Here is a 12,679-nt window from a genome sequence, read left to right as displayed (position 1 = left end):
ATGAGTTTCGGTCCTGGGCCGGTCGGTATCTGTGCGGGTCCGAAACCACCGGACCTGCCGAAATCCATAGGAAGGGACCATCGTGAGCACACCGATTGTTTCGGCGGTGACCCAGCGCTGGGTGCTCGCACTCGGCGCGGTCGCCTCGCTGATGGCGGCACTGGACACCCTGGTCGTCAGCACGGCGCTCAGCACCATTCACCACGACCTCGCAGCGTCGCTCGAGACGCTCGAATGGACCGTCAACGGATACAACCTCAGCTTCGCCGTCCTCTTGATGACCGCGGCCGTGCTCGGCGACCGCTTCGGACGCAAGCGGATGTTCACGGTCGGGCTCGGCATTTTCGTCGCCGCCTCGGCCGCGTGCGCGGTATCGACCTCCGTCACGACCCTGATCGCCGCGCGGGTGGCGCAGGGCGTCGGCGCGGCATTGATCATGAGTCTGGCGCTGGCGCTGGTCAGCGCGGCATTTCCGCCGGAGCGGCGGGGTATGGCGATGGGTCTGCTGCAGGGCATAACCGGCCTCGCGGTCGCATGCGGTCCGCTGGTCGGCGGTGCCGTCGCGGAGGGGTTGTCCTGGCAGTGGATCTTCTGGCTGAACGTGCCGATCGGACTGGTCGCGATTCCGCTGGTGGCGATCCGGGTCCCGGAGGGGTTCGGCCCCGACAACGCGGTGGACGGCATCGGATTGGCGCTGGTCACCGGTGGTGCGTTCGGTGTGGTGTGGGGCCTGGTGCGCGGCAATATCGTGAGCTGGTCCAGTTCGGAGGTGCTGGTCGCGCTGGTCGGCGGGATCGTCCTGCTGATCGCCTTCGCGGTGTGGGAGGCACGGGCGCGCGAGCCGATGTTTCCGATGCGGCTGTTCGTGAATCGCGGCTTCGCGGCGGGCAACACCGCGATCTTCCTGACCTTCGCCGCTCTGTTCGGCGAGGTGTTCTTCTACGCGCAGTTCCTGCAGGCGGTGCTGCACTACGGTCCGCTCGGCGCCGGATTGCGGCTGCTGCCGTGGACTCTCACGCTGTTCTTCTGCGCCCCGCTCGCCGGTGTGCTGGCCGACCGGATCGGGGAGCGGCCGCTCATGGTGACCGGGCTGGGATTGATGGCGGGCGGCATGTTCTGGATCGCGACGGTCGCCGATCCGGCAATGGCCTACGGCTCCTTGGTGATTCCGTTCATTGTCTCCGGCGTCGGCACCTCGATGGTGCTGCCGTCGGCGCAGAGTTCGGTTGTCGGCGCGGTGGAACACGCGATGCTCGGCAAGGCGGCCGGTGCCAACAGCATGATGCGCGAGCTGGGTGGAGTCTTCGGGATCGCCATCGCGGTAGCGGTCTTCGCCGGATCCGGCGGCTACGGCTCGGTGGACGAATTCAGCGCCGGATTCGGCCCGGCGATCGCAGTCGGTGCGGCACTTGCGCTCCTGGGCGCGGTGGTGGCACTCGCGCTGCCCGGGCGTCGGGCGAGCGTTGCGGCTTCTGATCTGGAGGCGACGGCGGTGTCCGTCTGAGTCCGGATCTGTCGCCTACCGACCGCGGCCGCGGACGTGACGCTGCGCACCCCTCATATCAGCTCAGCTGCACCTGATATGAGGGGCATAGGCCTGTCGGGCGAAGGGCTGTCGTTTCGGACTTGCGCGCCGAACGCCGGACTCAGCGCACGCGGGAGCCGAGCAGATGACGCACGCCGCCGACGAACAGCTGCAACCCGAAGTCGAAGCGTGCGGTCGCGTCCGGGGTGTCGTTGAGCGGTGACGCGTCGTCGGTCAGCGCCCCGGCCGAATCCATTTGCATCCTGGACTGCTCGTCCACCGTCTGCCCGAGCACGTAGTACAGCAGCGTGTACGCCGCGAGTTCGGCCTCCGGCCGCGGCATTCCGGCGCGGATCGCGGCCACCACGAGTCGTTCCCGCCCCTTGCTCGTGGTGAGCCGGGAGGCATATGTCGCCGAGACCAATTCGGCCCCGTCGCGATATGCGAGCAGGCAGCTGCGCAGCCGATGCGCCAATTCGGTGATCTGGCCGGACCAATCCTCGGCCTCGATGGGATCCTCCATCGGCGCGAGTATCCGGTCGGCAACCGCGCCGAGCAGTGCCTGTTTATTGGGAAAGTGCCAGTACAGTGCGCCCGGCTGGACCTGAAGTGACCCGGCGAGCCTGCGCATGGTCAGGTCGGCGAGACCATACTGGTCGAGAATGGCGATGGCGCCGTCGACCACGTCCGCCCGGTGCAGTTGCACGAGGTTCTCCTCTGCTGTATTCGATCGCGGCGTTCCCGCTGTCCTCCGGGCCCGTCGCTCATGCCGCGCGTGTTTTGACTCACTGTTACCGCTACCCTAGCCTGAACACCGTTCAAGTTGCACGGCCACCTCGGCCGGACGAAGGGATTCGTGCAGTGACCCAGGCACCCGTCCACACCGATATTCTGGCGACCGCCCGCGAGCAGGTGCTCGAGCGCGGCGAAGGCCTGACCCAGGAGCAGACCCTCGAGGTGCTGCGGCTCGGCGACGACCGGCTAGAGGAGCTGCTGGCCCTGGCGCACGAGGTGCGCATGAAGTGGTGCGGTCCCGAGGTCGAGGTCGAGGGCATCATCAGCCTCAAGACCGGCGGCTGCCCCGAGGACTGCCACTTCTGCTCGCAGTCGGGCCTGTTCCAGTCGCCCGTGCGCGCCGCCTGGCTCGATATCCCCAGCCTGGTCGAGGCCGCCAAGCAGACCGCCAAGACGGGTGCCACCGAATTCTGCATCGTCGCCGCCGTGCGCGGTCCGGACGAGCGGCTGATGGCGCAGGTCGCCGCCGGTGTCGAGGCCATCCGCAATGAGGTCGACATCCAGGTCGCGTGTTCGCTCGGCATGCTCACCCAGGAACAGGTCGACCAGCTCGCCGCGATGGGCGTGCACCGCTACAACCACAACCTGGAGACCTCCCGTTCGCACTTCCCGAATGTCGTCACCACGCACACCTGGGAAGAGCGCTGGGACACCCTGCGCATGGTCCGCGAAGCGGGCATGGAGGTCTGCTGCGGCGGCATCCTCGGCATGGGCGAAACCCTGGAGCAGCGCGCGGAATTCGCGGCGAATCTGGCCGAGCTCGAACCGGACGAGGTGCCGTTGAACTTCCTCAACCCACGTCCCGGTACCCCCTTCGGTGACCTCGAGGTGCTGCCCGCCGCCGACGCGCTGCGCGCCGTCGCCGCGTTCCGGCTCGCACTGCCGCGCACCATGCTGCGCTTCGCGGGCGGTCGCGAGATCACCCTCGGCGACCTCGGGGCCAAGCAGGGCATTCTCGGCGGCATCAATGCCGTCATCGTCGGCAACTACCTGACCACCCTCGGTCGGCCCGCCGAAGCCGATCTGGATCTGCTCGGCGAGCTGAAGATGCCGATCAAGGCCCTCAACGAAACGCTCTGATCCGCTGCCGAAATACTGAGTACGCAAGCATCACGAAAGAGGCTGGTGCCGTGAGTACTGTCATGGATATGGACGAGCGCTACAACCCGTTCACCGGCAAACGCATTGTGCCGGGGCTCGATGATCCGGTCCCCGCCGCTGCGGCGCTCGGACTGGAACCGCCGCGCTTCTGCGAGCAGTGCGGCCGCCGGATGATCGTGCAGGTCAGCCCCGATGGCTGGTGGGCGAAGTGCTCGCGGCACGGTGTGCTGGACTCGAAGAATCTGGAACACCGCTAGTGGTGGCCGAATACGGCGATATCCAGATCGCGCCGCCCAGATCGGCCCGGCGGCTCGGTGTGCGCCGCGAATTGCGGGCCGCGGCGCTGATCGCGGTCGGTGCGTTGCTGCTCAGCGCGCTCGGCGGTGTGGTGTGGGCCTTTGTGGCGCCCACCCAGCAGTATCTGGTGGTCAAGGCGCGCGCCGGTGCGGTACCGGCCAAGGGCGCGAGCCTGACCGGAGAGAGCGTGCACCAATTCGACGCACTAGCGATCTTCGTCTGCATCGGCGCGGTGCTCGGGGTGCTCACCGCGGTCGGCGCGTGGCGCTGGCGTCGCGCGCGCGGGCCGCTGCTGCAGATCGGTCTGCTGATCGGCGCGGTGGCGGGCGCCTATGTGATGTCGAAGGTCGGCGAGCAGATCATGCGGTGGCAGCATCCGATGCCGTACGACCCGCCGGTCGGACAGATCGTGCGGTTGCCGGTGGAGGTCGGCAGCTGGCTGGCATTGATCGTGCAGCCGCTGCTCGCCTCGCTGATCGTGCTGTTCCTCGCGGCCCTCAGCCCGTCGGAGGATCTCGGCACCGGCTCCAGCGGGCCGTTCGGCAATCGACGGCGATCCTCCTTCGCGGCAAGCACATTCGAGTCGGTCAACGGTGCCGATCCCTATCGCGGCGCTGCGAACGGCGGGCCGATGCCCTACGGTGTGCCCTACAACGGCTTCGGACCGCCCGGCGAGGCCGGTTCGGGTCGCGCTCGCTGAACTATTGTCCGAACCGTTGCCCGCGCGACGGCACAGTCGTATCGGAAAACCCTAGAATTATGGGATACGCTGTGCGTTCAGAGAGGAACGGATCGTGGCGTTCGTCGGTAGCGGGCCGGTCGTCGAGGAGCTCGACGCACAGTTCTGGCGGGTGGTCGAACCGCTCGTCTATCACGGTGCCGCAGAGGAATTCGTCATCCCCGCGGGCTTCCGCACCGACTTCGCATCGGTGCCGCGGGCTCTGGTCTGGCTGGTGCCCCGTTACGGCATCTACACCCGGGCCGCCATCCTGCACGACTACCTGCGCAGTTCGCATGCGGTGAGTACGGCCGACGCCGACGGCATCTTCCGGCGCTGTCTGCGCGAGTTCCGTGTCTCGATACCACGCCGCTACATGATGTGGGCCGCAGTGCGTTTGGGCAGTCAGCTGCGCGGCGCGAACCTCGGCGATATCGCACTGGTCGTGCTCATCGCCACCCCATCGCTGGTGTTCCTCGCGATCCCGGTGACCGTGGTGACGGTATTCCTACTGTTGTTCTGGTTGGTGGAATTGGTGTTCTGGGGGTTCGGGCGGCTGGCCCGCCGAACGGCCGCGCCGCCGCCCAAGCCGCAGATGAAGACGGCCTGAGCGCGGCGGCCCCTTCGAAAGTTCCGGTCCGGATGCTCTTTTCAGCTTGCTAGCTGCATGTTCGCATGCGGTCGGCACTCGGTGCCGCAGGCCCGTCCTAATCTCGTTGCACGCCGGGGGTGTCGCTCCCGCCATCGGAAAGTGCAGGAGGACAGATGGATTCGGGTCACCGGGAACCGCGGCTGCGACCGTCGCCGCGAACCATCTTCTCGCAACAGTTCGCCGCGCTCTTCGAGGCCGCGGGCAAGCCCACATTGCGCCGGGTGGCGGCCGCCGCAGAGGCGCGGATGCGGGCGGCGCGGTCGCCCGGGCAGAAGGGCGGTGCATCGGTTCAGCGCATCAGCGACTGGAAGTCCGGGCGCAATGTGCCGGCACGGTTCGAATCCTTGCTGCCCGTACTGCTCACGCTGGTCGAGGAGGCGCGCAAGTCGAGTGCGCCGGTGCCGCCCGCACTGCTGGATGTGCAAGAGTGGCAACGGTTGTGGGCCGCGTCCAATGCCTGGGATCCGGTCTCCGATTCGACCGAGTGCCCGTATCTCGGGCTGACCTCCTATGGCCGTGACGACGCCGAGTTGTTCTTCGGCAGGAGCAGGCCGACCGCTGAGCTGGCCGAATTGGTCCGCACCACAGTGGGTCCCGCGGGGCATGGCGGCATTGTGATGCTGGTCGGTGCCTCCGGTGCGGGCAAATCCTCGCTGCTGGCCGCGGGGTTGCTTCCGGCGCTGGCGGATCCGGTCGAGGAATGGGCGGTCGCGGCGATGACTCCGGGCAGCGCGCCCGTCGAGGCATTGCTGGCCACTGTCCGCGCGGAATCCGATACGAAGCCTGCTGAATCCGGATCGGTGGCGACGGATGTAGCCGGGCCTGTGGGCGAGGTATTGCTGGGCGCCGTCTGTGCCGGATCCGGTATGGAGCCTGCTGAATCCGGATCAGTGTCGACGGATGTAATCGAGCCTGCGGACGAAGCATCGCTGGCCGCCGTCCGAGCGGAATTCGATGCGAAGCCCGCTGGACCCGGATCGCTATCGACGGATGCAACGGGGCCTGCGAACGAGGCATTGCTGGCCGCCGTCTGTGCCGGATCCGATACGAGGCCCGCTGAATCCGGATCGCTATCGACGGAAGCTACGGACCGCAGCGGTGCGGCGCTGGGAGACAGCGCTGGATCCGGGGCAGGGCTCAGTCGCGAATCCAGATCCGAGAAGACCAGCGCCGCCGCGGAATCCATCGCCGCGGCGGTCGCGGCATGGGGTGCGGGCAAGCGTCGACTCCTGATCATCGACCAGCTCGAGGAGCTGTTCACGCTGTGCCGCAGCGAAGACGAGCGCGCGCTCTTCCTCGCCACCCTCGAACACCTCGCCATCCGCGGTGAGCGCGAACCGACCGCCGTCGTCATCGCTGTCCGCGCCGATTTCTACGCCCGCTGCCTCGACATCCCCGTCCTGGAGGACGCCCTCAAACACCGCAGCTACCTCCTGGGCCCGATGCGCCTGGACGAACTCGCCGAAGCCATGAACCGCCCCGCCGAATTGGCAGGCTACAAACTGGAATCCGGGCTCGAAGAGCTCGTCATCACTGAGCTGTGCGGACTCGGCGGCGACCGCCGCGCCTACGACCCCGGCGCACTGCCCCTGGTATCGCATGTGATGGCGGCCGTATGGCAACGCCGCGACGGCACCCGCCTGACCATCGATGGCTACCGAGCCGCGGGTGGCGTCATCGGCTCGGTAGCCGCGACCGCCGAAAAGGCCTGGGGCGAACTGACCGACTTCCAACAGAGCATCGGCAAACAGGTCCTGCTCGGCCTGGTAGCCGTCGGCGACGACTCCCGCGACACCCGCCGCAAAGTCACCCGCACCGAACTCATCCAACAAACCGTCGACGCCGCCGAGACCGCCCTGGAAGTCCTGGCCCGCACCCGATTGATCACCCTCGACGCCGAATCCGCCTACCTCACCCACGAAATCGTCCTCGACGCCTGGCCCCGCCTGCGCACCTGGATCGACGAGGACCGCGTCGGGTATTTGGAACGCCAACGGCTGCAAGCGGACGCGTCGGATTGGGCGACCCAGGGCCGCGACCCCGGTCTGCTCTACCGCGGCGCGCGATTGATCACCATGCAGGAGCATGCGGACAAAGGCGCGATCGGCGCGGTGGCCGAGGAATTCCTCGCCGCGTCGGCGGCAGGGCGGCGACGAACGCAGCGGCGATCGTCCGCGAGAATGGCGGCCTTGGCGCTGCTCGGGGTGATCGCGCTGGTGTTGGCAGGTGTCGCCTTCGTACAAAGCGGTACCGCGAAAACCGAACGGGACAACGCGGTCTTCGCGGCAGTCCTCGCCGAATCGGACCGGCTGGAGACAACCGACCCGTCGCTCTCGGCGCAACTGGTGCTGGCGGCGGACAAGCTGCGACCCGGTGATCCCGAAGTGCGTGCACGCCTGCTGAATACGCAGAACATGGCGTTGGCGAGTACGTTGCCGGGGCACGAAGGGTTCGTCCACGCGATGGCCGTCCGGCCGGACGGGCGGTTCATCGCCTCGGGCGGCTCCGACAAAACCGTTCGGCTATGGGACATTTCCGATCGTCGTCACCCGAGGGGAGTCGGTCGACCACTGACCGGGAGCACCGGCTTGGTCGACGCCGTGGCGTTCAGCCCGGATGGCTCGCTGCTCGCCTCGGCATCTGGCTACGAAACGGTGCAGCTGTGGGATGTGCGCGATCCGGACCATCCCACCATGATCGGAACGCCGCTGCCCAGCGGTTATCCCTACATGCTCGTCTTCGGCGCGGATGGCAAGACGTTGGTGACTGCGAGCAAGGACCTACCGATCATGTTCTGGGACATAGGTGATCCCACCCGCCCCACTCCGATCGGCACGCCGATCCCGAAACTTTCGTCGGATCCGCCGGCCTTTGTCACGGTCGGCCCGGATCTGCGAACCGCGGTCACGGTTGGTCTGAACGGGGAGACCCTTCTGTGGCGTATTTCGGATCCGCATTCCGCCGCCGTGTCCGTCAGACTGACAAGTGATGCCCTGTCGGCCGCGTCAAGTCGCGAGTCCGCGTTCACTCCGGATGCTGTGTCGGCCGCAATCAGTCCAGACGGAGCGGTGGTCGCGGTCGCGGGTCGAGAAGCCATCCATCTTTGGGATATTCGTGACCCGGTGGCACCACGGGCGATCGGGCAGCCTCTGAAAATCGGCCCGCCGCCCTCGGTGGGTACGCCGATCGCCTTCAGCCCGGATGGTCGGACGGTGGTTGCAGTATCCGATCGCGGAACGGCCACCGCATGGAATATCGCCGATCCGGATCACCCGGCAACGGTAGGAGGACGGCTGGCGGGCACCAAAGGGTCGGTGACCGCAATATGCTTCGCCCCCGACGGACAGACGGTGGTGACCGGCGGACAAGACGGTGCAGTTCGGGTGTGGTCGATGCCACGGATCGGTTCGGGCGATAGCCTGACCCGCGCATACGAACCGATCATCGATGCGAGCGGGACGAGGATGGTGGTCCGTTCGGGTGACGGCGCGGTCGAGGTGTGGCAGATCAGTGACCCGAAAACGCCGCGCCGTCTCGGCAGGCTCGAGCTGCCGCTCTCGAGTGCCACCAACATGGCGATGACTTCGGACGGCCGTCTGCTGGTAGTCGGTGGTGAGCGGTACCTTGGCGTGCTGATTGATATTTCCGATCCCGCCGCCATGCGCGTGCTAACCGAATTGCCAGCCGAGACAGGGCAACTCAGTGCTGTCGGGTTCAGTCCGGATTCACGGCTACTCGCGACGGCCGGGCTCACCGGGGCGTCTGGAACAACAAACGATGTCATTCGAGTCTGGGACGTGTCTGATCCGGCACGACCGAGGGCAGTGGGCGAGCCGATATCCACCGCCCACGACTATCCCTTCGATGTACGGTTCAGCCCGGACGGTCGTCGATTGGCCGTGGCGCGCATGGAGGAATCGGTCACCATGTGGGATATCGCGAACCCGGCCGCCCCGAAGAGGCTTGGGCACATTGCGGCCGGACAGGCACAGTCGGGGATTACCCTTGCATTCACTTCGGACGGACGCACTCTGGTGACCTCTGGTGATGATCTGCGAATACGCGTGTGGGACATCCAGAATCCGAGCGAACCGGTCGCGATCGACGCTCCACTGATCGGTCACACCTCCTTGATCGGCTCGATGTCCTTCAGCCCCGACGGCCGCCTGCTGGCATCGGGTGGACTCGACGGGATTCAACTGTGGGACTTTACGAACCCCCGCAAACCCGAGCCGATCAAGCACCCTGTCACGGCGGCCGCATCATCGACCTTCTGGATCGCCGCATTCCACCCAGGCGGGGCGTACCTGGTCGGTGCAGGCTCGGACGGAGTCCGGTTCTGGGATCTGGATCCACAGCACAGCATTGCGCGCATCTGCGGTGCCACGACGCCGAGGTTGAGTGCCGAGGTCTGGCAGGACCATCTGCCAGGGCTCCCGTATCGGCAGCCGTGCGAATAAATCCAGGCTTTGGAGGCGTTTCTTCTCGCGGAAAATTCAGTGGCCGCATAGGCGGTGGCGTGGCTACCGTTGACGCGCATATCGAGCCGCGAATGGGAAGGAGGTGGCGATGAGCGAGGATATGTTGACCAGGCATGGGCAGGCAGTGCTGGTGCCGGAAGCATCCGGGGAGCGGCCGGATCTGGTGGCGTGGCGGCGGCGGAATGCGCTGCGGCGGTCCAGTGCCGCGCAGCCGATTCCCAGTAAGCGGCGGTACCGGCGGAATGTGAAACATAAGGGTCGGGTGGGGGATTGAGGCCGATCCGGTAGGGCTGTGGGGTGACCCCGTTTTCGCATGTGGAGTATGCGGAGGCGGGGTTTTTCTATTGGTCCGGTCGGACAAGCACAGTGGCGCAGAGCCCAGAATCGCTCGGCGAACTATCATCACTCCCCTTGGGCAGCGCATCCGCGCCGCACGCTCGCATCACCGGCGCTCGGCCGCTCCTTCGGCCCGGATCATTCGGTCGGGCGGATCACAACCAGGTCCGTAAGACTCCAACTTCCGATGCCGCCATCGGAGCACCCGCCCTCCTCACTTGGTTGTCGGAACGGCACCCACACTCGTGGTGATTGCCCCGGCCTCCGCAGCCGTTGGGCAAACGACATGTAGCCGGCTTCCCAACGATGCCGGATAGCGTTCTGCCACAAAGTGATCGATAGCGCGCGCAGGCTGCATCTCTGTCCGGTCCGGAACGTCGGACAGGCGGTCGAGCGCATTGCCGCTTCCGGTCCGGATAACTCGTATCCGACTGTGACCAGCCATATTCGGCAACTCGGCGCACTCGGCCGTTCCGCCGCAGCGCACCGATCCCTAATGTCGAAGTCGTTCGAGCGATCGAACAGCGGAGGCGGACAGTCGATTCCGCCGATGCGCAACGCCGAGGGAGCGGCAGCCGAATAGGGAGGGACGGCAAATGTTCTGGAAATCGGTAATAGCGGGGGCGGCTCTGGTGGAGACGCGCTTCCCGTCCAACTGGGTCGTCTGGATCCTGTGCTCCGGGCATCTGGGTGTGCCCGGCGGGCTGTCCGAGTAAAAGGGGAGTGCCCCGGTCACCGACGATCGGGGCACGCTCGGATGCCGTGGTCCCTATGGCAGTGGCCGCGGCACAGTCCGTTTCGTACTGGGCGACCGGCTCGGGGTTCCGGTCGCCGGATGGGGGACGATCGCGGGGAGGCGATCGAGTGGGTCAGGTGGGTGGGCGGAATGCGGCGAATTCGTCGGTGACTCGGAGTTCGGAGTCGGTGAACCGATAGACCGCCGCAGGCCGTCCACCCGCCCGGCCGGGGGAAGCGGTCGCGCCGGTCGGTGTGATCACCTTGCGGCGCGTGAGGACTCGCTGCAGGTTTGTCGTATCGACCTCATACCCCAGTGCGGCGCAGTAGATTTCGCGCAGCGTCGACATGGTGAACCGCTCCGGTGCCAGGGCGAAGGCGATATTCGTGTAGGACAGCTTCGCCGCGAGTCGGGTGCGCGCGTGCTCGACAACGGTGCCGTGATCGAACGACATCAACGGCAACATCGACACCGGATGCCACGCGGTGTCGGTCGGTAGCCGCGGGTCGGCGGTCAGCGGCACCAGGCCGAGATAGGCCGAGGCGATTCGGCGCGGCGCGGGCACCCGGTCCGGATTGCTGAATACCGACAGCTGCTCAAGATGTGCCAACTCGCGCACGTCGACCTTCTCGGCGAGCTGACGGCGGGCCGAGACATTGAGGTCCTCGTCGTCGCGCAGGCGGCCACCGGGCAGTGACCAGGTGCCCGTCTGTGGGTCGAGGGCGCGCTCCCACAGCAGCACCGCGAGTTCGGTCCGCTGACCGGGCGGACAGGGGCGAATCAGCTCGTCGGTCACCCGCGCAGGGCTGCTACCTGCGCTGATGTCTTCGGGGAAGCGCCGAACCTGGAACACCGCGGTAAGCGATTCGTGGATGGTGTTACTATGGGGCACGTTTTCGATTATAAGTCGAAAACCTGGTTTGGGTGTGAATCGGCTGCCATGTGAACAGGCACAAGCTCCGATCGCACGAGGAGAGGAGCCATCATGGCGACGATGGGTGCGAAGCTGGCGCCCCCGCTGATGGGGCAGGTATTCGACGGTCCGACCGGATTCGCCGGTGTCGAGGCCACGCCGGAGTGGGCGGCCGAGATCAAGCGACTCGCCAGGGAGCGCAACGCGACGATTCTCGCGCACAACTATCAGTTGCCCGAGATCCAGGATGTCGCCGACCACGTCGGTGATTCGCTGGCGCTGTCCCGCATCGCGGCCGAGGCCCCCGAGGACACCATCGTGTTCTGTGGCGTGCACTTCATGGCCGAGACGGCCAAGATCCTCAGCCCCGAGAAGACGGTGCTCATCCCGGATCAGCGCGCCGGTTGTTCGCTGGCCGATTCCATTACCGCCGACGAATTGCGCGCCTGGAAGGCCGAGTTCCCGAATGCCGTCGTCGTCTCGTATGTGAACACCACGGCCGCGGTGAAGGCGCTCACCGATATCTGCTGCACCTCCTCGAACGCCGTCGATGTCGTCGCCTCCATCGACCCCGACCGTGAGGTGCTGTTCCTGCCGGACCAGTTCCTCGGCGCGCACGTCAAGCGCGTCACCGGCCGCGAGAACATGCACATCTGGGCGGGCGAATGCCACGTGCACGCCGGAATCAACGGCGATGAGCTGACCGAGCAGGCCCGCACCCATCCGGATGCCGAACTGTTCGTGCACCCCGAATGCGGTTGCGCCACTTCGGCGTTGTACCTCGCGGGCGAGGGCTCGTTCCCGGCCGACCGGGTGCACATTCTGTCCACCGGCGGCATGATCGATGCCGCGCGGGCCGCTAAATCGAATCAGGTTCTGGTCGCCACCGAGGTCGGCATGCTGCACCAGCTGCGAAAGGCCGCGCCCGGCATCGACTTCCAGGCCGTCAACGACCGCGCGTCCTGCAAGTACATGAAGATGATCACCCCGGCGGCGCTGCTCCGCTCGCTCGTCGAGAACACCGATGAGGTGCACGTCGACCTGGAAACGGCTGCGCTGGCCCGCAATTCGGTGCAGCGGATGATCGAAATCGGCAATCCGGGCGGTGGCGAATGAGCGCGCCCG

10 protein-coding genes are annotated in these 12,679 nt (G+C 66.5%); 8 read left to right on the top strand and 2 right to left on the bottom strand.

What is annotated here, in order from left to right:
• The first annotated feature begins 82 nt into the window (after positions 1-82).
• The gene (locus ACQP2D_RS30975; RefSeq protein ID WP_433679458.1) at positions 83-1,504 is read left to right on the top strand and encodes a DHA2 family efflux MFS transporter permease subunit; all 1,422 of its coding nucleotides are present in this window, start codon (positions 83-85) and stop codon (positions 1,502-1,504) included.
• A gap of 142 nt (positions 1,505-1,646) precedes the next feature.
• On the opposite strand, the gene ACQP2D_RS30970 is transcribed toward ACQP2D_RS30975, so the two are convergent.
• Positions 1,647-2,231: a TetR/AcrR family transcriptional regulator C-terminal domain-containing protein gene (locus tag ACQP2D_RS30970; protein WP_433679457.1), complete on the bottom strand. Its 585-nt coding sequence runs from the start codon at positions 2,229-2,231 to the stop codon at positions 1,647-1,649.
• A 155-nt stretch (positions 2,232-2,386) separates the two neighbouring features.
• On the opposite strand from ACQP2D_RS30970, the gene bioB reads away from it, so the two are divergent.
• The 6 genes from bioB (at position 2,387) to ACQP2D_RS30940 (ending at position 9,843) form a co-directional block, all read left to right on the top strand.
• Positions 2,387-3,400, top strand: a complete 1,014-nt coding sequence (bioB, locus tag ACQP2D_RS30965) for a biotin synthase BioB (protein WP_433679456.1) — start codon at positions 2,387-2,389, stop codon at positions 3,398-3,400.
• A 62-nt stretch (positions 3,401-3,462) separates the two neighbouring features.
• The gene (locus ACQP2D_RS30960) at positions 3,463-3,678 is read left to right on the top strand and encodes a hypothetical protein (RefSeq protein ID WP_174415049.1); all 216 of its coding nucleotides are present in this window, start codon (positions 3,463-3,465) and stop codon (positions 3,676-3,678) included.
• A gap of 2 nt (positions 3,679-3,680) precedes the next feature.
• Positions 3,681-4,418 carry a DUF2567 domain-containing protein gene (locus tag ACQP2D_RS30955; protein ID WP_433679455.1) on the top strand — a complete coding sequence of 246 codons (738 nt, stop codon included), beginning with the start codon at positions 3,681-3,683 and terminating at the stop codon, positions 4,416-4,418.
• 94 nt (positions 4,419-4,512) lie between these two features.
• A complete protein-coding gene (locus ACQP2D_RS30950) occupies positions 4,513-5,046 on the top strand; it encodes a DUF1353 domain-containing protein (protein WP_433679453.1) in 534 nt (177 codons plus the stop codon).
• Between the two features lie 155 nt (positions 5,047-5,201).
• Complete coding sequence (locus tag ACQP2D_RS30945) at positions 5,202-9,548, top strand: WD40 repeat domain-containing protein (protein ID WP_433679452.1); 4,347 nt, start codon at positions 5,202-5,204, stop codon at positions 9,546-9,548.
• 109 nt (positions 9,549-9,657) lie between these two features.
• Positions 9,658-9,843: a hypothetical protein gene (locus ACQP2D_RS30940; protein ID WP_433679451.1), complete on the top strand. Its 186-nt coding sequence runs from the start codon at positions 9,658-9,660 to the stop codon at positions 9,841-9,843.
• Between the two features lie 931 nt (positions 9,844-10,774).
• On the opposite strand, the gene ACQP2D_RS30935 is transcribed toward ACQP2D_RS30940, so the two are convergent.
• Positions 10,775-11,533 (bottom strand): NUDIX hydrolase, encoded by a 759-nt coding sequence (locus ACQP2D_RS30935; protein WP_433679450.1) that lies wholly within the window; start codon positions 11,531-11,533, stop codon positions 10,775-10,777.
• Between the two features lie 93 nt (positions 11,534-11,626).
• Between ACQP2D_RS30935 and nadA the strand changes: the two genes are divergently transcribed.
• Complete coding sequence (gene nadA / locus ACQP2D_RS30930; protein WP_433679449.1) at positions 11,627-12,670, top strand: quinolinate synthase NadA; 1,044 nt, start codon at positions 11,627-11,629, stop codon at positions 12,668-12,670.
• Positions 12,671-12,679: the final 9 nt, after the last annotated feature.

Origin of the sequence: Nocardia sp. CA-119907, from assembly GCF_050955995.1 — a bacterium.
GTDB lineage: Bacteria > Actinomycetota > Actinomycetes > Mycobacteriales > Mycobacteriaceae > Nocardia.
This window is presented reverse-complemented; position numbering and strand designations above follow the sequence as displayed.